Annotated in this window: 20 protein-coding genes and 1 pseudogene; 1 reads left to right on the plus strand and 20 read right to left on the minus strand. The window is 36.9% G+C overall.

Going from position 1 to position 19,787, the window contains the following annotated elements:
- Nucleotides 1-10: 10 nt before the first annotated feature.
- From ACEE44_RS01890 to ACEE44_RS01915, 6 genes are all read right to left on the minus strand, one after another.
- On the minus strand, nt 11-388 hold the full coding sequence (locus ACEE44_RS01890; RefSeq protein ID WP_449171060.1) for a RidA family protein: 378 nt from the start codon (nt 386-388) through the stop codon (nt 11-13).
- Between the two features lie 178 nt (nt 389-566).
- Entirely contained in the window at nt 567-836 is a 270-nt protein-coding gene (locus ACEE44_RS01895) for a type II toxin-antitoxin system RelE family toxin (protein WP_248050772.1), read from the minus strand.
- Nucleotides 826-1,053, minus strand: a complete 228-nt coding sequence (relB, locus tag ACEE44_RS01900) for a type II toxin-antitoxin system RelB family antitoxin (protein ID WP_449171061.1) — start codon at nt 1,051-1,053, stop codon at nt 826-828. The genes ACEE44_RS01895 and relB overlap by 11 nt, the downstream gene beginning before the upstream one ends.
- 231 nt (nt 1,054-1,284) lie before the next feature.
- Nucleotides 1,285-2,631: an asparagine--tRNA ligase gene (gene asnS / locus ACEE44_RS01905; RefSeq protein WP_105128130.1), complete on the minus strand. Its 1,347-nt coding sequence runs from the start codon at nt 2,629-2,631 to the stop codon at nt 1,285-1,287.
- The gene (locus ACEE44_RS01910; RefSeq protein WP_449171062.1) at nt 2,624-3,826 is read right to left on the minus strand and encodes a pyridoxal phosphate-dependent aminotransferase; all 1,203 of its coding nucleotides are present in this window, start codon (nt 3,824-3,826) and stop codon (nt 2,624-2,626) included. Before ACEE44_RS01910 ends, asnS begins: the two co-directional genes overlap by 8 nt.
- Nucleotides 3,823-4,320, minus strand: coding sequence for a cell wall elongation regulator TseB-like domain-containing protein (locus ACEE44_RS01915; protein ID WP_248033869.1), 498 nt, complete (start codon nt 4,318-4,320; stop codon nt 3,823-3,825). The genes ACEE44_RS01910 and ACEE44_RS01915 overlap by 4 nt, the downstream gene beginning before the upstream one ends.
- 123 nt (nt 4,321-4,443) lie before the next feature.
- Between ACEE44_RS01915 and ACEE44_RS01920 the strand changes: the two genes are divergently transcribed.
- Complete coding sequence (locus ACEE44_RS01920) at nt 4,444-4,884, plus strand: MarR family winged helix-turn-helix transcriptional regulator (RefSeq protein WP_449171063.1); 441 nt, start codon at nt 4,444-4,446, stop codon at nt 4,882-4,884.
- Between the two features lie 132 nt (nt 4,885-5,016).
- Here the strand turns inward: ACEE44_RS01920 and glf are convergent, their stop codons facing one another.
- From glf to yaaA, 14 genes and pseudogenes are all read right to left on the minus strand, one after another.
- The gene (gene glf / locus ACEE44_RS01925) at nt 5,017-6,135 is read right to left on the minus strand and encodes a UDP-galactopyranose mutase (RefSeq protein WP_449171064.1); all 1,119 of its coding nucleotides are present in this window, start codon (nt 6,133-6,135) and stop codon (nt 5,017-5,019) included.
- Between the two features lie 439 nt (nt 6,136-6,574).
- Nucleotides 6,575-7,984 carry a lipopolysaccharide biosynthesis protein gene (locus tag ACEE44_RS01930; RefSeq protein ID WP_449171065.1) on the minus strand — a complete coding sequence of 470 codons (1,410 nt, stop codon included), beginning with the start codon at nt 7,982-7,984 and terminating at the stop codon, nt 6,575-6,577.
- Between the two features lie 9 nt (nt 7,985-7,993).
- Nucleotides 7,994-9,091 carry a non-hydrolyzing UDP-N-acetylglucosamine 2-epimerase gene (gene wecB, locus ACEE44_RS01935; RefSeq protein WP_024402525.1) on the minus strand — a complete coding sequence of 366 codons (1,098 nt, stop codon included), beginning with the start codon at nt 9,089-9,091 and terminating at the stop codon, nt 7,994-7,996.
- Entirely contained in the window at nt 9,092-10,429 is a 1,338-nt protein-coding gene (locus ACEE44_RS01940) for an O-antigen polymerase (protein ID WP_449171066.1), read from the minus strand.
- Complete coding sequence (locus ACEE44_RS01945) at nt 10,429-11,319, minus strand: glycosyltransferase (protein ID WP_449171067.1); 891 nt, start codon at nt 11,317-11,319, stop codon at nt 10,429-10,431. The genes ACEE44_RS01940 and ACEE44_RS01945 overlap by 1 nt, the downstream gene beginning before the upstream one ends.
- Nucleotides 11,320-11,334: 15 nt before the next feature.
- A complete protein-coding gene (locus tag ACEE44_RS01950) occupies nt 11,335-12,147 on the minus strand; it encodes a LicD family protein (RefSeq protein WP_024402526.1) in 813 nt (270 codons plus the stop codon).
- Nucleotide 12,148: 1 nt separating this feature from the next.
- Entirely contained in the window at nt 12,149-12,889 is a 741-nt protein-coding gene (locus tag ACEE44_RS01955) for a WecB/TagA/CpsF family glycosyltransferase (RefSeq protein WP_074415985.1), read from the minus strand.
- 16 nt (nt 12,890-12,905) lie between these two features.
- Nucleotides 12,906-13,818 (minus strand): annotated as a pseudogene (locus ACEE44_RS01960) (UDP-galactopyranose/dTDP-fucopyranose mutase family protein).
- A 12-nt stretch (nt 13,819-13,830) separates the two neighbouring features.
- Entirely contained in the window at nt 13,831-15,210 is a 1,380-nt protein-coding gene (locus ACEE44_RS01965) for a sugar transferase (RefSeq protein ID WP_449171068.1), read from the minus strand.
- A 24-nt stretch (nt 15,211-15,234) separates the two neighbouring features.
- Nucleotides 15,235-15,966 (minus strand): CpsB/CapC family capsule biosynthesis tyrosine phosphatase, encoded by a 732-nt coding sequence (locus ACEE44_RS01970; protein ID WP_449171069.1) that lies wholly within the window; start codon nt 15,964-15,966, stop codon nt 15,235-15,237.
- 34 nt (nt 15,967-16,000) lie between these two features.
- Nucleotides 16,001-16,696, minus strand: a complete 696-nt coding sequence (locus ACEE44_RS01975; protein ID WP_449171070.1) for a tyrosine-protein kinase — start codon at nt 16,694-16,696, stop codon at nt 16,001-16,003.
- A 9-nt stretch (nt 16,697-16,705) separates the two neighbouring features.
- Nucleotides 16,706-17,395 carry a YveK family protein gene (locus tag ACEE44_RS01980; RefSeq protein ID WP_449171071.1) on the minus strand — a complete coding sequence of 230 codons (690 nt, stop codon included), beginning with the start codon at nt 17,393-17,395 and terminating at the stop codon, nt 16,706-16,708.
- 13 nt (nt 17,396-17,408) lie between these two features.
- The gene (cpsA, locus tag ACEE44_RS01985) at nt 17,409-18,854 is read right to left on the minus strand and encodes an LCP family glycopolymer transferase CpsA (RefSeq protein WP_449171072.1); all 1,446 of its coding nucleotides are present in this window, start codon (nt 18,852-18,854) and stop codon (nt 17,409-17,411) included.
- Between the two features lie 110 nt (nt 18,855-18,964).
- A complete protein-coding gene (yaaA, locus tag ACEE44_RS01990; RefSeq protein WP_172097243.1) occupies nt 18,965-19,693 on the minus strand; it encodes a peroxide stress protein YaaA in 729 nt (242 codons plus the stop codon).
- Nucleotides 19,694-19,787 lie beyond the last annotated feature (94 nt).

Genomic DNA, 19,787 nt, shown 5'->3' on the forward strand with positions numbered 1-19,787 from the left:
CCTTTTCTCTTTAATCAATAACTGCGATCACTTCAATCTCAACCTTAACATCACGTGGCAAGCGCGCCACTTCTACCGCTGAGCGAGCTGGGAAATCTGCTGAAAAGGCTGTTTTATAAACTTCGTTAAAAGCCACGAAGTCATTCATATCCTTGAGGAAGCAAGTCGTTTTCACCACATGGTCAAAATCTGTACCAGCCGCTTCCAAGATAGCAGCGATATTTTTCAAGACCTGCTCAGTCTGCTCCTGAATGGTTTCTCCAACTACCTCACCCGTTTCAGGTGACAAGGGAACCTGACCAGAGGCAAAGAGGAAATTTCCTACAACCTTACCTTGTACGTATGGTCCGATAGCGGTAGGTGCCTTATCTGTGTGAATAGTTTTCATCTGTCAATCTCCTTTATTCTTTCTAAGTCTATTATAGCATACTAGAGGGTGAAAATGAGCTTGTCATCACCTCCTAGCAAAGCAAAATCTACACAACTTATCAAACAAGCACATTTCATAAGAAAACAGACCACATCTGTAGTCTGCTTATGTATCTCTATCCTAGTTTCCTAGGACCTTACTTTTTATAAATTTCTTTACGATGCCCAACTTCAAGAGCTAAAATGACCATTTTATTGTCAATGATATCACAAATCACACGGTAATTTCCTACTCGATACCGCCACAGACCCTTGTACTCTCCGACCAAGGCCTTGCCAAACTGCCTTGGATGTTCCAAACCATCCAAACGTTTTTTCAAATCCTTAGCAAGCATCAGTCCCACATGCCTGTCCATTTTTTTCAACTGCTTCAATGCATCATCGCTGAGCACAAGTTTATAGGCCATCTTCTAACTCCGCAAGCACATCATCTATCGAATGAGTTACTGGATTTTCTTGGAATTTCTTCAAAGCTTTGATACCAATCTCATAATCCAGCTGGTCTTCAATCTGTTCCGCCAGTGCAGATTTGAATAACTCAGACAAACTTTTTCCCGTATAAATAGCATAGCTTCTAAAAATTTCCTCTTCTGCTTCATTTAATCGCAAGGATACAATTCCCATTATTCCACCTACTTCCTTATTGTAATACATTGTAAAACAATTATTCGGAAATGTCAACTAAAAGAAAACAGACCACGTTTGTAGTCTGTTTGTAAATATTTATTTCGCAGTCTTTCAGTTTACTTGAGTACTAGCTCTAACAGTCTAGGAATAGACTGTTAGAGGTCGGAAATAGAGCGAACGAAGTTCGTACCCAAAACTGCAGACTGCTTGTTCAGTCAAACGACTATATTACGGATGCAAGCGGTGCAACATACGTGGGAACGGAATGGCTTCACGGATGTGTTTTGTACCAGCGACGAAGGTTACCATACGCTCGATACCGATACCGAAACCACCGTGTGGTACTGAACCGTACTTACGTAGGTCAAGGTAGAATTCGTATTCTGACTTGTCCATACCGAGTTCATCCATTTTAGCCACCAAGGCGTCGTAGTTGTCCTCACGCATAGAACCACCGATGATTTCACCATAGCCTTCTGGTGCCAAGAGGTCCGCACAAAGCACGCGCTCTGGATTGCCAGGAACTGGCTTCATGTAGAAGGCCTTGAAGCTTGCTGGATAGTTAACCACGAAAGTCGGTACACCAAAGTAGTTTGAAATCCAAGTTTCATGTGGCGATCCAAAGTCATCCCCATGCTCGATGTGTTCGTAGTCTGTATCTTCATCTGCTTCGTGTTCTTGCAGAAGAGTAATAGCATCATCATAAGCCACACGTTTGAATGGTTCTGCAATGTAGCGTTTAAGGGCATCCACATCACGCTCAAGAGTTTCCAAGGCTTGTGGAGCACGGTCGATAACACCTTGAATCAAGGCTTTGACATAAGCTTCTTGCAAGTCAAGTGACTCGTCATGGCTGAGGAATGAATACTCGGCATCCATCATCCAGAACTCAGTCAAGTGGCGGCGAGTTTTTGATTTTTCCGCACGGAAAACAGGTCCGAAGTCGAAAACACGACCAAGGGCCATGGCACCAGCTTCCAGGTACAGCTGACCTGATTGACTGAGATAAGCTGGTTGACCAAAGTAGTCTGTTTCGAACAATTCTGTCGAATCTTCTGCCGCATTTCCAGACAAGATTGGGCTATCAAACTTGATGAAGCCATTCTTTTCAAAGAATTCATAAGTCGCATAGATGATGGCGTTACGGATTTGCTGAATAGCGACCTGCTTACGCGAACGCAACCATAGGTGACGGTTGTCCATAAGGAAGTCCGTACCGTGTTCTTTTGGTGTGATTGGGTAATCTTGTGACTCACCGATCACTTCAAGGTCTGTCACATCCAACTCATAACCAAACTTAGAACGCTCATCTTCCTTGACAATCCCTGTCACATAGACAGACGTTTCTTGGCTGAGGCGTTTTGCTACATCAAACTTCTCAGTACCAGCTTCTTCACCGAATTTTTCGATGAAGTTTGGTTTGAAGGCAACTGCTTGGAAGAAGGCTGTTCCGTCACGCAATTGCAGGAAGGCTAACTTGCCCTTGCCTGATTTGTTGGCAACCCAGGCACCAATGGTCACTTCTTGACCAACATAATCTTTTACTTGGTTAATGGTAATCAATTTTCTAGACATTGTTTTTCCTCTTTTGCTTTTTCATAAATGTGTGTAGTCGAGCCACTGCTTCTTTGAGCGTGTCCATATCAGTCGCATAGCTGAGGCGGATATTTTCAGGAGCACCAAAACCTGCACCTGTCACCAAGGCTACTCCTACTTCTTCCAAAATGGCTGTGGTAAATTCAGTTACTTCTGTGTAGCCTTTCATTTCCATAGCCTTTTTGACATTAGGGAAGAGATAGAAGGCTCCTTCTGGCTTAATCACTTCAAAACCAGGCACTTCGGCTAGCAAGGGATAAATGGTATTGAGTCGCTCTTCAAAGGCCTGACGCATGGTTTCTACCGTATCTTGCGGACCTGTAAAGGCTTCAATGGCCGCATACTGAGCAGCAGTTGTTAAGTTGGACGTCGTCTGACCGACAATCTTGCTCATAGCCGCAATAATCTCAGGATTGCCAACCGCAAAGCCAACCCGCCAACCTGTCATGGCATAGGCTTTTGCAACACCATTGACCACAATAGTCTGCTGGCGAATGCTCTCTGAGATACTTGAAATCGGCGTGAAACTATTACCGTTATAGACCAAACGGCCATAAATATCGTCTGCCAAGATGAGAATGTCGTGTTCCACAGCCCAGTTTCCAATAGCTTCCAATTCCTCACGACTGTAAATCATACCTGTCGGATTGGACGGGCTGTTGAGCAAGAGGACCTTGGTCTTGTCTGTACGCGCTGCTTCCAGCTGGTCAACCGTTACCTTGAAATTATGTTCTTCTGTTGCAGTAACAAAGACTGGCACGCCCTCGTTCATCTTAATCTGGTCAGCATAGGAAACCCAGTAAGGTGTTGGAATGAGAACCTCATCACCAGGATTGATGACCGCCGCAAAGAAAGCATAAAGAACAAACTTAGCACCTGTGGCAAGGACCACCTGATTACGCTCAATGGAGTAGCCGTAGAACTTCTCAAAATAAGTATTGACCGCATCCTTCAATTCTGGCAGACCTGAAGCCACTGTGTAAAAACTGGCCTTGCCATTTTCAATAGAACGAATAGCTGCTTCTTGAATATTCTTGGGTGTGACAAAGTCTGGCTCACCCAGGGTCAACTCTAAAATATCACGACCTTCCGCCTTCAAGGCCTTGGCCCGCGCACCAGCTGCCAGCGTGACACTTTCTTCCATTTCTAAGACACGTTTTGATAGCTTGCTCATAAGCCCTCCTTCTTGACAAAACTTCCTGTTTCAAACTCTACTAAATAATAGGCTGTTCCTGATTTGACTTCCCAAATTGGTTTATCATCTCGGATACCAAGAAGAACACGCTCTACCTGACCTGCACCATTTTCCTTGGCAATAGCTTGCGCTTCTTCTTGCGAAATTCCCTGCGCTAAAGGATAGACATACACAGTGCTAGAAGCCTCTGGAATCAAAACTGCAACGTCTTCTCCCTGACTAGTAGTACCAAATACACTAAAATAGGTTTCCGTACCATTGTAGATAGAAAAATCCTTGACAGTTTGCAAGTCTGCATATTCTGTAGCTACTGCAACTGCGTGACTACGCGCCTTGTTGAAGGGTGCTGCAGCCATATCCCAAATAGTAAAAATTGAAAAAGTTACAACACTGAGGAGGATAAAAGAGCCCAACACCAACTGCCCAGTCTTAGAAGCCATCCACTCCAAAAGTTGAAATATCTTTTTTTCCATAGTAGTCCTATTATACTACAAGTCACAAGAGATTTCCATTCTTTCAGCAAGTGAATAAGAATTTTACAGACATAATTTGCCATTTGACTTGCATATGGGACTAATTATTGCTAAAATATTCTCATGAAAACTGTCGAACAATCTTTAAATGAAAACAAGAATGCACTCCATAGCCTTGTCGTCTTTCGCAGAGCTGCCAATACCATCACAAAATCCGAATTAGAAACCATCAAAAAATACGGACTGACCGTCTGTCAGTTTGGCGTGATGGAAGCACTTTACAACAAGGGTAACCTCCGCATTCAAGACCTGATTGATAAATTACTCAGTACATCTGGAAATATGACCGTCGTCATCAAAAATATGATACGAGATGGCTATGTCTATAAAACCAGTGACACAAGCGACCGTCGCGCCTCCCTGATTGCCTTGACAGACAAAGGACGACAAACCATCGAATCTATCCTGCCAGAACACTACGATCATGTCGGACATATTTTCTCTGTATTAAGCCCAGAAGAACAAGAACAGCTGGCAAACATTTTGAAAAAATTTAAGAAATAATGACAAATCCCAAAGCCTACACTTTGGGATTTTGATATATTTTGCTTGATACAAAACTTGATCAGAACTTGAAAATAGACAATATATGGCCTGCTATAGAAGAAATTTGACCTACCTATGACACCATTCTAACTATACCAAAGGTCCTACTTCTTTTCTGACACACTGCAAGGCTGCTCCAATTACCTGGTGCATATCGTAGTAACGGTAGTGACCTAGACGTCCACCGAAAATAACATTCTCTTGTTGCTCCGCAAGACGCTTATAGGCAGTATAGAGTTTGTTATTGCGGTCATTGTTGACTGGATAGTAAGACTCATCGCCACGTTTCCAAGTCTTCGAATACTCGCGTGTAATAATGGTTTTCTCTTGCGTACCAAACTCAAAATGCTTGTGTTCGATAATACGAGTAAAAGGTGTTTCACTATCTGTGTAGTTGACAACCGCGTTACCTTGGTAGTTCTCCATGTCCAAGACTTCAGTTTCAAAACGAAGGCTACGATACTCCAACTCACCAAGTTGGTAATCAAAGAACTCATCAATCATACCTGTAAAGACAACCTTTGGATAGTTTGCCAAGTACTCTTCCTTATTAGCAAAGAAATCAACATTTGTCTCTACATCGATATTCTCATGGTCCAACATTTTTTCAACAATCTGCGTGTAACCGCCAATTGGAATACCTTGGTAAGTATCGTTGAAATAGTTGTTGTCATAAGTCAAACGCACTGGCAAGCGACGGATGATGAAGGCTGGTAACTCCGTACACGGCTTTTCCCATTGTTTCTCGGTGTATGACTTGATCAATTTTTCATAGATGTCTGTACCGACTAGTGAGATGGCTTGTTCTTCCAAGTTCTCAGGCGTTTTTCCTCCCAAAACAGCTCGTTGCTCTGCAATCTTCGTTGCTGCTTCAGCAGGGGTCACCACGCCCCACAGTTTATTGAAAGTATTCATATTGAATGGAAGGTTGTAGATTTCACCCTTGTAGTTGGCGACTGGTGTGTTTGTATAGCGGTTGAACTCCGCAAACTGATTCACATAATCCCAAATTTCTTTTTCAGAAGTATGGAAAATATGTGCGCCATATTCATGGACTTGAATACCTTCTACTTCTTTTGTATAGATGTTACCTGCAATGTGGTCTCGTTTTTCGATAACCTTTATTTTTTTACCCTTTTTAGCTGCCTCATGAGCAAAGACCGCACCGAACAGACCTGCACCTACAACTAGATAATCGTAATTTTTCATATTGTTTTTATATTAAACTTTCTAAGGAAGTCATTTCTCCGAATCTTTTACTAGACTATCATTTGTACCATCGCCTCATAACTAATAAAGAATGAGTTGTGACAATCTCTTCCCTAAAACCTTTCACTTAAAGCTTGCAATATCCAATATTATAACAGACAATACAACCTTCATCAAGTTTAGCAATAATAGAGAGAATAGTAGGAACTGTTCTAGAATGAGAGTAACCGTCCTTCAAAAACGCATTTTAATCGCTTTGAACATAAAGAAAAAGAGAACGAATTTCGTCCTCTCTAGGTGTTAGCTGACATTTACCCACTACAGTTGATAAAGAGTTGTAAAAATCTCTTTATATCATGAACTAGCAGATTATACTACCTAAACATATATATAATTTTCTAAAATTATAACTGAAACTTCCTGATAATACACATTTACACTACATTCTCAGAAGATTTTTTAAAGAAATATTTTTCTTATTAAAAGTAATAAAATAATACGCCATAAGCGAAATGAGATAGAGGATGAGTGAAATTCTCATATCAAGGAAAATATTGCCACAAATAAAAATCAATACCATTATAAATTCAAGAAATAAATCTTTGAATATGTTGAGATTTAATAATCTAGTAACCTTCAATTCAAGCAATGTACTCCTAAAAGACAACAAAATCACAATAGAAAGCACTGAGATGGATAAGCTCTTCAAAATTACTACCGATAAAACTGCCATAAAAATACTAATAATAGTCGTTAGAAAATTAATTTTAAAAATTAGTTTTTCTTGACGCATAGCTTTTAAGTAAGTATTTAAAAGCAAGGAAGTTTTTCCTTCAAATACAATCATCGGGAAAACCATTCCCATGAATTCTAAGCTATCTTTATAAGCTGGTAACCAGTATTCTAGAATAATCCTCAATGGATAATATACAATAAGCATCGTTAACATCGTTAACATCAATATTAAACGCATAGACTTATAAACTAAAGCAAGTTTATCTGAACTTGTTCGCTTTAGCATTGGAAAGACAACTATCCCAATTGCATTTATAAAGGTCATAACTAAGTTCGACAGACTCAGAGTCAAAGAAACCTTTCCAAAAGTCGCAATATCCCATCCTTTTTGGATTGCAAATCTAACAACACCAATAATCAAACTACTTGCAATATTGGCAAGCATTAAATTACTACCAACTTTAATATTATCCCAACTATCTTTAATTTGGACTAACTTCCTATCAGAAATAAAAGTTATATCTTTACAAATATAAAGTGCACAAAATAAAGAAATAACTCGGGCAATATTATCAGCGATAATCATTCTCTGAAAACTTGTGTTATTACTAAACAACAAAAACAATAAAAAGATCACATAGATAAATCGATCTGAAATTGTAATAATGGATGCTTCTTTAATTCTATTAGTTGTTTGTAATGTATATATAAATAACAATCTAGTATTCGTTATAACAAAATTTAATGATAATGCTAAAAAAATAAATAAAGTTGACGAATTTTTTGAAAAAAGCAAACTTGCTATTATACTTAGTAAGGAGATAATTGATTGAAAAATAATAAAACTTGACACTTGGGAAGCGAAATATTTTTTATCTAAATCTGAGTAATTTTCTCCACCAAATTTTAGATAAATGCCATCACACCATCCAAAATGAAAAAATCCAATATAAGTAAGATAAAAAGTATACAGCTGCCAATATCCATATTCATTAACACCAATAACTTTAGGTAAAATTAGAATAACAACTGAAGACACAATCAATGTCAATAAATTTGACGATATCACATATCCAAAATTTTTTAATATATTAAAAATCTTTTCTTTATTCAAAATAGTACCTTATAAATTTTTCAATAAAATATCTGCAATCTGTTTTGAAGCAGTCCCATCACCATATGGATTGCTTGCCTTACTCATTAATCTATATTCTTCATCATCAGAAAGTAGGAGTTTGAAGTTTTTGTAAATAACTTCTTCATCGGTACCAACTAATTTTAAAGTACCTGCTGCAACTCCTTCTGGACGCTCTGTTGTATCACGCATAACTAGAACTGGTTTTCCAAGCGAGGGTGCTTCTTCTTGAATACCTCCCGAATCCGTCAAAATCAAATAACTCTTGTTCAGGAAATTGTGAAAATCAATTACTTCCAAGGGTTCAATTAATTTAAGACGTTCATCATCTCCAAAAATTTCATTGGCTGCATCACGTACAACTGGATTTTTATGTATTGGATATACAGCTTTTACGTCTGGATGCTCATTCAGAACTCGTTTAATAGCTTTAAACATATTTCGCATCGGCTGACCCAAGTTTTCACGTCTATGAGCTGTAATCATAATCAGTTTAGAATCACCAACCCAATCAAACAGTTCATGATAATAATCAGGGTTCACTGTAGTTTTTAAAGCATCAATTGCTGTATTCCCTGTGACGAAAATACTATCTTCATTCTTCCCTTCTGAAAGCAAATGTTTTCTAGAAATATCAGTTGGTGCAAAATTAAAATCAGAAACAATTGAGACAGCTTGTCGGTTAAACTCCTCTGGAAACGGACTTTGAAGATTGTAAGTACGTAATCCTGCCTCCACATGTCCCACTTTAATTCCTGAATAAAACGCAGCTAAAGAAGCAGCAAAAGTTGTCGTTGTGTCTCCATGAACCAATACCACATCTGGCTGAAAATCATCAAATACCGTTTTAATTTTTTCCAATATACTTGTTGTAATAGAAAATAACGTTTGATTAGGTTGCATGATTTCCAAATCATAGTCAGGAACGACTTGGAAAACATCTAAAACTTGTTGCAACATTTCTTTATGCTGTCCAGTCACACAAACCTTTACATCAAAGTTCCCAGATGATTTTAATTCATTAACTAGTGGGCACATCTTAATCGCTTCTGGACGCGTACCAAAAACCAACATAATTTTTTTCATTTAAAATTCCTCCCTCTGAATTTCATTATCCCTTCTGACAAAAGCTACTCCTCTTGGTGTGAAAGTGAATTGCCAATAAAAAATAGATAATAAGTAAAATAGAATAATAGCAATCAGAGTAAATACACTAATGATTGTCATAGAATATTGCTCTATTGATGATAGGAAAATCCAATAAAACAAATAGGAGTAAACCATCACATTCATGTCCCACAAATCACTTCTACGTTTTGAACGAATGACAACGTAATAAAGATATGCAAATAACACACCAACCAGAAAAACAAATAAATACATTCCAACTGGTCCGAAATCATGTAAGGGGCGTCTAAAGAATGTATAAACATTACCAATTGTAACGCCAAGTTGTCTAAACTCTAAATGTACAGTTTCATTGTAGTCTATTAGCCCCAAATCACCTAATATATTTAATATCGGAGTAAGCGACTCTGATCCAATATATCTTGATGGTGATGTCGGATTCTGCACAAATTGGTTAAAATGCTGAATAGGTCCACCAATGTAGGTAGAGACTGATTCCATCATTGAACGTGTTGTTGTTCTTCCGACTAAGAATAATCCATAATAAAAGCTAGGAATCCCGAACAGCAAACCTGTGAGGCCTATCATCATGTATCTGCCAGAAATAACCTTTCTCCATCCAACCTTAGCTTTCTGTAAAATGTAGGTCTGGACGACTGCTGCCACTAATAATTTAAGAATATCTTGTCTACCTCCGGTCAATGAAGTTTTATATATAAATAGAAAAACCGGAACCAGTAATAGCAAATTACTCTTTCTTCTAATATCATAGATAAAATTATTGATGAAGGTAAATATAAAAATGTAGGCCGTAATATCAACAAAGCGCACTAATAAACGGATTTTGGCACTAAATTCAATACTCCCCTCATAACTAGTAGAATTTCGAATAAACCATTGTATGCTTTGACCGCTATAACCTGCTTGTGCTGCCAATTGGTACATTTCTTTACGATATAGATAAATGATGACTATATCTACTAAAATAGCAAAGATAATCTTCCATGTTGAAATAGATAATTTTCGATAAGATACAATTTCAGGAATAGCTCCTACCTTATTTGAAGCAATAGTTACAGGAATACTAAAAACGACTATGCCACTTAGTATGTAAAATGTAGATAGCGGTTCATAATCAATATTCCAGTTTTGGGCATTGATTAGAGCGAACAGCGTGCTGACAATAAACATTGCGACCATTACAACAGATGGAGATAAGATATCTCGCTGGGATAAGAGATAATTAAAAAAGAGTAATAAAAGTAATCCTATAAATAATGCTAGTAATAGTTCCACTACTGATCTACTCCGTTCTCTTGGAATGATTCCATAACTTTTAAAAATACTCCTGTCGACTCATAGTTACATTTATTAGCAAAGATGGTCTTTTTGAGCATATTATTATACACTACATTTGTAGATACATTTTGATGATGTAAAACTTTCAACTCAGGACTATACATTGTCTTATATTCTTTTTTATAGCAAATATAATCTAAAATTTCTGTTTCATAATAGAAAAAAGTACCTGGTTGAAAAGCAAACTCTTCTTTTACTATGAATAATTTTGAATAAATCACACATGAGCCATGTAATGGAACATTATAGTAAATCTTGGTAAAATCAATATCTTTGCTTTTTACTCGCGATTGATAAACGAAAGTACGTAGGAAATCATTCGATTTTAACCATGACTTTAATTTGAGAGAGAATGTAATCTCTTTTGATTTTTTAAATTTATTATGAAGCGATAATACTTCCTGATAAGTATAATGCTCAAGTCTCTTTGGACTTTGGTGTAATTCGTATGTAGTTGAATAAATATCTGGCCCTAGAATAAAGAATTTTTCTTTTTTATAAACTTCACGAAGTTTTTCATCAAAGTTTTCTGAAGCAAGCTCGACATCGTTATTCATAATAATCATAAAATCAGGATTGTACTTTTCTTTCGTATAGCTATATCCAACATTATTACCGCTCGCAAATCCTGCATTCTCATCATTCAACAATACATCTACAATATCATTTTCTTTATAGTATTCAAATAATTCCTGTCCGGAATTATTAGGAGACAGATTATCGACAATAATAATCTGTATATTATCCATTTCTCGTTCCAAAATGGACTCTACACATTTTATCGTTTCTTCCTTGACCATGTAGTGTAAGATAATAAAACAAATCATATTTTTTACTTTCTTCTATTCGTGATGCGATTTTTTATTCGCAGGCTCCTCCGTCAAATAATTCTCACCATACATTCTTTTTAAATATTGATCATACTGAGCGGGGATAAGATACTCCTCTGTCTCAAATTGATGTAGAATACCCTCACCCCAAATTTCAGTAGGCATTACCTCTTTTTTAAACAGAGAAGCTGTAATTGTACCAGCATATTGTTGTTTTTCCCAATCATATCGAGTATATAATTTATCAAGCATAGCATAAACTTTTTGCTGTGGGAATAGCTTATGCAGTTGTAAACATTTAGCAGTATTGATTAACAACTTTTGTTTTGCAGTATGCATATCAACATGCCCTTCTGTATAAGTTGTTCCTAAACTTGCCAAAAAACGTAAAATATAGACCTTACAAAAATAAATATTTCTAGAAACTTTGTTATTTGGAGCACCATCTAATGGTAAAATGTCTATTAAATGTAAACCGAGATGAGTATTCGAAGGTAGTCCTAATTTCTCTCGTTCCGACTCTAGTAAAAATAGGCGTGGGAAATAGCAATGTAACTCTGGCTGATACTTACTATTCAAAACTTTATATTTCCCTGCAATCTCTCGATTATTAAAAATTTCAATTAAACGAACATAGTCTTTTCTTGGAACAGCAATATCCATGTCATCATCCCAAGGAATGAAGCCACCATATTTTACGGCCCCCATCACGCTGCCTCCTCTTAAAAAGAAAGTAATATTCTCCTCATCGCAAATTTTTTTGAACTCTTTTACAGCATCTAACAACGTTTCCTGGAGCTCTCTAATATCAAATTGTTCACTCATTTCATTTCTTCTCTTTCTTTGCCTTGACTATGCGCTTAATAAAAACAAAATTCCCGACAAAATATCTCTTAAAAAGACGTCTTGGTTCATTGGCAACACGGAAAAGCCATTCGAGATGCGCTTTCTGCATCCATATTGGAGCTCGCTTAATAGTTCCTGACAAAACATCGAAACTCCCGCCAACGCCCATAAAAATACTATTTACGCCATCTCTCATGAATCTTTCAATCAATATTTCTTTTTTGGGAGAAGTAATTCCTACAAAGACCAATTGAGGCGCCTTACTAGCAATATCTTGTGAAATAGCATCAATCTCATCGTCCTTAAAATAACCATTTCGATAACCAACTACTTTTAAATTAGGATAATCTACTTTAAAAGCACTAAGCATTTTTTGAACAACTTCTTCTTTTGCACCAAAGAAATAGACAGTATACCCCTTTTTTTCTGATAATGTCAGTAATTTCTGCATCAAATCGATGCCTGCAACCCTTTCCGGAATATCAATACCTAGATATTTACCGGCTAGAACAACTGAAGCACCATCTGCATTCACAATGTCACAATTATTTACAATATCCATCATTTCAGGATCATCAACACATTGATTTATTTTATCAGCATTTACCCCCATTAAATGAAGTGGCTTTTGCGTTTTAATAAAATGTTCTTCAATAACTTCAACAGTCTCTTCCATAGTTAGTGGATGTATTTTGACACCTAAAATAGAAATATTTTTCATAGTTTTATCCCTTTCATTATACCTCACTTCTCACACACTGTAAGGCAGCTCCGATGACTTGGTGCATATCGTAGCAACGATAATGACCAAGACGCCCACCGAATATAACGTTCTTTTGTTGTTCTGCGAGGTGTTTATAAGCAGTATAGAGTTTGTTGTTACGATTATTGTTCACTGGATAATACGGCTCAGCGCCTCGTTTCCAGGTCTTCGAATACTCACGTGTAATAATGGTTTTCGGTTGTGTACCGAATTCGAAATGTTTGTGTTCGATAATACGAGTAAATGGCGTTTCACTATCTGTGTAGTTCACAACTGCATTCCCTTGATAGTTTTCCATGTCCAATACTTCTGTCTCAAATCGAAGGCTACGATATTCCAATTCACCAAGTTGGTAATCAAAGAACTCATCAATCATACCTGTGAAGACAACCTTCGGATAATCTGATAAACAATCTTCCTTATTGGCAAAGAAATCAACATTTGTCTCAACACCAATATTCTCATGATCCAATGATCCAACATTTTTTCAACAATCTGCGTGTACCCGACGATTGGAATACCTTGGTAGCTATCGTTGAAATAGTTATTATCATAAGTCAAACGCACGTGTAAACGACGGATGATAAAGGCTAGTAACTCCGTACATGGTTTTTCCCATTGTTTTTCTGTGTAGGACTTGAACAATTTTTCATAGATGGCTGTACCAGCTAGTGAGATGGCTCGTTCTTCCAAGTTCTCAGGTATTTTTTCTCCAAAAACAGCTCGTTGCTCTGCAATCTTCGCTGCTGCTTCAGCAGGAGGGCACCACGCCCCACAGTTTATTGAAAGTATTCATGTTGAATAGGAAGGTTGTAGATTTCATCCTCATGAGCAAAGACCGCTCCGAACAGACCTGCACCAACAACTAGATAATCGTATTTTTTCATTTTTAACAGTAACTACTTACTCCCTTCCCGCTTAAACACAACTACGAAAGTCTTCAATAAAATTTTCACGTCCGACCAAATAGTCCAATTATCAATATATTCAACATCTAACTTAACAACTTCATCAAAGTCTGTAATATTACTTCGACCGCTTACCTGCCATAAACCAGTAATACCCGGTTTAAAGCTCAATCGTCTCTTTTGAGCAGGAATATATTCTTCAAATTCATCAACTGTAGGTGGACGGGTACCTACTAGACTCATATCTCCAATTAGAACATTATAAAATTGTGGTAACTCGTCTAAACTTGTTTTTCGTATGAAATGTCCAATTGGAGTAATTCTAGGATCGTTATCCATTTTGAACATCCCACCTTGCATCTGGTTCTGAGCCATTAATTCTTTCTTACGTTCCTCAGCATCCATATACATTGATCGAAATTTATAGAATTTGAAAATACGACCATTTTTTCCTACTCGTTTCTGAACAAAAACGGCTGGTCCTCCATCTCTTCTTATAATTGGAACTAACAAAATAGAAACTATACCACAAATAATTAACCCAACTACTGCTCCAAGTATATCTAAAAGTCGTTTCATCATGATGTGACTAGGCTTATAAAAATTTGTGGAAAATGTTACAATGCTATGGTCACCTAGTAGTTGGATTTTTTTGTTCTTCAACGCAGTAAAACCGAATGAATTAATATCGACACTTACATCTATACCTAATAATTCAAATTCTGAAACTAGTTGCTTTAAATCAAAATATTCACTTGGTAAATTTATAAAGACGTGGTCAACCACTTCTCTTGTTGAAAACTCTATGGCTTCTTCAACAGAATAATAGATCGGTAATGGTAAATTTATTTTATCTATTTCTGAACCTAAAACTACCAATGCAACAAGATTTTTTTGAAATAGTTTATCAGATTCAAATAAATCTTGCATATTTTTCCATCGTTCAGCCGTTGTAATTAAAACAGTCTTTCTTTGATAGGTTGTCGAAAATAGAAAATTATCCTTAAACTGCTTAATAATTATGTTAAATAGGTATACCAAAACGAAGTTTATTGATGTAAAATACACAACACCTCGTCTTGATAGTTCGAAATTATTCTCCAACATGAATGAAACTGCCGTAAGAAAAATTGCAAAAATAATGCTATAGTTAAATGTTTTTTCAAACTCTTTCAGATTACCTCTATACTCAAATTCAACTGGCATATGAGATACAAAAAATGCAAAATAATGAACCATCATTATGATAAAAATTCCAGAACGATTTAAATCAGCATTTGGTATTTGACTTGTTAAAATTGCAGAAATTGCAACTGCTATCATATCTAACAATGCCAATTTCGTTTGGCGATATCCTATTTCATTACTCATATCTCCTCCACTATTTCTATGAGGTTACTGTACTTGATTTTTCAATATCATCAAAGGATTTTTCTTAAACAAAGCCTTAGCTCTGTCCTCTCCATATTCTTCTTTAACTATTTTATAGGCAGCATTCATATATGGTGGGCGACTTGTGGTGTTATGCATATCACTTGCCACACAGTGAACCAAATCATTTTCAAGGAAAAACTCTACACGTTTCTTAAACTCCTTGGAGCGATCACCGATTAAACTAGGCTTTAATACATGGCTGCTATTTACCTGAGTCATGCATCCCTTATCAATGAGTTCATTAACTCTATCAGCATTGAAAGCCAAAGCATCGTATCTTTCAATATGAGCTAAAACCGGTGTTAATCCTAGCAGATTTACTTCATTAACCGCTTTTTGAATATCCTTCCATGGAGTATTCATACTAAATTCTAAAAGAATATAACGTGAAGCGTTAAGTGATGGGACTTTTCGTTTTTCTAATTTTTCCATCAAACTCTTGCTATAGTATAACTCTCCTCCATAGCATAACCTTAAGTCTGGATATTTTTCTTGAACAGCTTCTTTCAATTTAATAAAATTGGCCTTGATAATTTTTTCAGGAGTTTCAAACATACCTTTTCTTCTGTGAGAAGTAGCTACAATAATACGAACACCTTGGTTCTTAGCTAGTTTGATTAACTCAATACTTTCTTCGATGGTCGCTGGCCCATCATCAACACCAAAGATAATATGCGAATGAATATCAATCATACTAAACCTTTTTGTAATTTTTAACTATAATAAACTAAGCTTTTTTCCCGTAGTTCCCATAGTTTCCGTAGTTCCCATAATCACCATATTTTTCAGTAGTAATGTCGTATTTGTTTAAGATAATACCTAAAAATGGTGTTCCAGTTTGTTCCAACTGTTCTTTTACTTTTTTAACAGCCGAGCGTTTGACCGTTCCAGCCTCAACTACTGCAACCATGGCATCACACTTTTGAGCAATAATAGCCGCATCAATTACCATTCCAAGCGGTGGACAGTCTACAATCACATAATCATAGTAACGACGTAGGGTTGCTAAAAGATTTTCAAAATTTTTACTTTGTAATAGGGCTGTAGGGTTTGGTGAGACTTTACCAGATTCAATAACTGTCAGATTTGGAATATCCGTATCACAGAGTCCCTGTGAAAGATCCGTTGTGCCTGATAAGTAGTCTGTCAAACCGGTAATCTTTGTTGTTGGTTTAAAGAATCCTGACATCACTGAGTTTCGAATATCTGAATCGACTAGGACAGTCTTGTAACCTGTACGTGCATAAGCCATCGCCAAGCTCGCCGCTGTAGTACTCTTTCCTTCATTAGATTGGACTGAAGTAATACCAACAACCTTGATGTCTGAACCACTCAATTGGATATTCGTTCGAATGGCATTAAAGTACTCTTCCGTTTTATTGACTAATTCTTTCTTGGTACGCGCAATTTCTAAAGTTGCCATAGTTCACTCCTATTTCAATTTCTTAGAATCTGGTACAACACCTAACAAGGTCATACCCAATACTTCTTCAATGTCTTGTGGTCGCTTCACACGATCATCTAATACTTCGACGATTAATACTAGACCAACTGCTAACATACCACCAGCCAAAATACCAATTGCAATATTCCGTTTGGTATTAGGGGTAGATGGTTGTTCCGCAGGAACAGCTTCTTCTAGTGTCGTCACATCGCTCACCTTAGTAACTTCGATGATTTTCTGTGCAGCCACTGTTCGCAAGCTATTTGCAATCTGAGCTGACTCATTTGGGTCAGCATCACGAACTGTGATAGAAACGATACGAGTATCAACGGGGATGCTGACAGATATTTTATTTGATATGTCCTCTGTCAATCCTAACTCTGTTTTTACTCGTGATAACACATCTTGTGATAGAATGATTTCTTTATAGTCTTTAACGAGGTAAGTCCCAGCCTGAAGTTCTTGGTTTGTCAAACCAGCTCCTGCCTCAACATTTTGACTGACTACATAAATCCGTGTAGTGGAGTCAAATTGAGGGGTTACTAAAAAACTACTATAGACAAAAGCAATCCCTGCTCCAAAAAGAGCCGTGATGATAATAAGAAATTTCTTGCTCCATAAGGTTTTTAAAAGTGATAACACATCAATTTCGATTGTATTTGTTTCTTGATTATTCATAATCTCTCCTTTATTATTTTCCATCCAATACTGATTGAATAGCTGTTGTTACCTGTGTTAGGCTCGTCTGGTTGATTTCCATCATATAAAGTTGCGAACCTGGCATAGCATACGACGGTAAATCATTGCGACCGGTACCTGTCAATGCTTGTGATTCGACTGTAAATTGTGTACCTGATTCTAGTTGGGTATTCACTAAACTCATAATCGTTTCCAAGCTCAAATCTGTTTGAATTGAGCCTTCCAATCCAGATAGGATTGCCTGGTAATTTTTTAGATTCTCTGGCGCACTCATCTTTTTAATCAAGGCAGCAATCACTTTTTCCTGGTTTTTACCACGGTCATTGTCACCCCCTGTTAAAGAGTAGCGCTCTCGAACGAAGCCTAATGCTTGGTCTGAGTTTAAATGAACTTGTCCAACAGGGAAATGGTAATTCCCATGTAAACTTGTAAATTCTTGGTCGTTATAAACATCAATTCCACCCACCAAGTCGATTAATTGAAGGAAGGAAGTGAAATTCAGCCGCACATAATTGCTAATGTCAATCCCATAGAGATTTTCTAAGGTATGGACAGATGCATTTACACCGTAGATACCAGCATGTGTTAACTTGTCATATTGATTTTGTCCACCATCTGCAATAGCAACATAGGAATCCCGTGGCGTAGTTGTCAACAAGATTTTATGGGTAGCACGATTGACTGTCATTATAATATTGACATCCGAGCGTGAAACAGATGAAATCGGACCATATGTATCAATCCCACTAATGTAAATATTGAAACTATCTCCGCTCGCTTGTCCGACTGCTGTTTCAACAGCTTTAGTGATTTTAAAGCTATAAAGTTTTCTTACTTTTGATGAAAATTCTGGATCTTCACTTTCTAAGATATTGGTAAAGACTCCATTCAATACCATCGCTTGGCTCTCACCATTGATTAATGATTGGTAGGCTGTCAAATATGAACTAGACGGACTGATAGTCAATTGAACAGACTTCATCTTAGCGATATCATCCAGCAAGGCAGTTATATTATCCTGATCATAATCTGACGGTGCTACGACAGAAGATAGTTGACTGATGTCAGTAATTTCACTGTTGGCTGGCACGATGACGCTCATCTCATACTCTGTAAATACGGAATTCGAGTTCAAACGGCTCGAAAACTTAACGACTTCGTTCATACCATAGGCACCTAGTGAAGCTACGATTAACGATAATACCAGTATAACAGTTGTTAAGACACGCGCCTTCTTTCTTCCTATCAGCCAAGCTGTAATAAATACAATCCCGATTGATAGAACTGTTAGAATATGATTTAAATATCTGAAGTTTAAGATATTAAATCGATACATGGTAAACAAAGTCAATCCAAGGACTACGACATATAGTATCCATAGAGCGTAATTTACAATCTTTAATCGCGAAGATTTTCTACGTCCACTTCGATTTTTCATAAATAACCTTCCTAATAGTTGTAACTCTCCTATTATACCACATAAATATTGCAGTCACTAGTAAGAATTCTCTTTTGAAAACGATATTTTGCACATTATTTCACAAAAATTCAATATTTCTTGATAAATACAAGGAGATTATCTTCTGAACTGTTGTGATCAAATTGGAAACCATCAAGGTTAAATTCCTTCAATGTCTCCCGTTTTGTCACGTCATTTTTAACCATCCAAGAAAGCATCCGACCGCGCCCTTTTTTAGATATGGTTGAATGAACTTTCAATTGACCGTTTTTTTCTTCCTTAAATATTACTCTTGTCAACCGCGATTGGATAGCAGGTGAAAAAACGTGTTCAAACTCTGAAGAAGCGAGCGATAAGATAAAAGACTCATCTTCAACTTCAGAGTCAAAAAATGGTCGCCAGTATTGTTTCAAAGACTCTTGACCAATTTTTAAACTTATTTGAAAATCCAAACGATGAGGAGAAATACTCTCAAAAGGGTTAACTAAACCATACAAAGCTGTTGCTAATCGAACATGATTTCGCAAGTAATCTTCCTGTACTTTGGACAAATCACGACGATCCATGTATCTGTACATCAAACCATCATACATTTGCCAGGCAGGGTAGGTTTTTGCTTGCCCTAACTTGATTCTCTGCCAACGATCCCATTCCAACTGAGCCTTATCCGTTGAGACTTTATATAAATTAGCCAAATCGTCAGGTGATTTTTCTCCAATAAGATCTAGAACTTTTTGACTACTTGCAGCCAGTGTTTGGAAGGGGTGGCTATTTATTTGAGTGTTCAATTCTTTCGCATTTGGAATAATTATTCTCATTCTTTCATTATATCATATTAACCCTCAAACAATCTTTTAAAACCCTAATTCGAAAGCTTGTTTTTAATAGATTAATTGATTATACTATAAGCAC

This window comes from Streptococcus sp. 32226D021BW, assembly GCF_053545015.1.

Coding starts and splice junctions, on each gene's coding strand:
- relB (WP_449171061.1), bottom strand. CDS start 1,053: ATGGGAATTGTATCCTTGCGATTAAATGAAGCAGAAGAGGAAATTTTT.
- ACEE44_RS01910 (WP_449171062.1), bottom strand. CDS start 3,826: ATGAGCAAGCTATCAAAACGTGTCTTAGAAATGGAAGAAAGTGTCACG.
- ACEE44_RS01950 (WP_024402526.1), bottom strand. CDS start 12,147: ATGAGTGAACAATTTGATATTAGAGAGCTCCAGGAAACGTTGTTAGAT.
- ACEE44_RS01890 (WP_449171060.1), bottom strand. CDS start 388: ATGAAAACTATTCACACAGATAAGGCACCTACCGCTATCGGACCATAC.
- ACEE44_RS01915 (WP_248033869.1), bottom strand. CDS start 4,320: ATGGAAAAAAAGATATTTCAACTTTTGGAGTGGATGGCTTCTAAGACT.
- ACEE44_RS01975 (WP_449171070.1), bottom strand. CDS start 16,696: ATGGCAACTTTAGAAATTGCGCGTACCAAGAAAGAATTAGTCAATAAA.
- asnS (WP_105128130.1), bottom strand. CDS start 2,631: ATGTCTAGAAAATTGATTACCATTAACCAAGTAAAAGATTATGTTGGT.
- ACEE44_RS01945 (WP_449171067.1), bottom strand. CDS start 11,319: ATGATTTGTTTTATTATCTTACACTACATGGTCAAGGAAGAAACGATA.
- glf (WP_449171064.1), bottom strand. CDS start 6,135: ATGAAAAATTACGATTATCTAGTTGTAGGTGCAGGTCTGTTCGGTGCG.
- yaaA (WP_172097243.1), bottom strand. CDS start 19,693: ATGAGAATAATTATTCCAAATGCGAAAGAATTGAACACTCAAATAAAT.
- ACEE44_RS01955 (WP_074415985.1), bottom strand. CDS start 12,889: ATGAAAAATATTTCTATTTTAGGTGTCAAAATACATCCACTAACTATG.
- wecB (WP_024402525.1), bottom strand. CDS start 9,091: ATGAAAAAAATTATGTTGGTTTTTGGTACGCGTCCAGAAGCGATTAAG.
- ACEE44_RS01980 (WP_449171071.1), bottom strand. CDS start 17,395: ATGAATAATCAAGAAACAAATACAATCGAAATTGATGTGTTATCACTT.
- cpsA (WP_449171072.1), bottom strand. CDS start 18,854: ATGAAAAATCGAAGTGGACGTAGAAAATCTTCGCGATTAAAGATTGTA.
- ACEE44_RS01920 (WP_449171063.1), top strand. CDS start 4,444: ATGAAAACTGTCGAACAATCTTTAAATGAAAACAAGAATGCACTCCAT.
- ACEE44_RS01965 (WP_449171068.1), bottom strand. CDS start 15,210: ATGAGTAATGAAATAGGATATCGCCAAACGAAATTGGCATTGTTAGAT.
- ACEE44_RS01970 (WP_449171069.1), bottom strand. CDS start 15,966: ATGATTGATATTCATTCGCATATTATCTTTGGTGTTGATGATGGGCCA.
- ACEE44_RS01895 (WP_248050772.1), bottom strand. CDS start 836: ATGGCCTATAAACTTGTGCTCAGCGATGATGCATTGAAGCAGTTGAAA.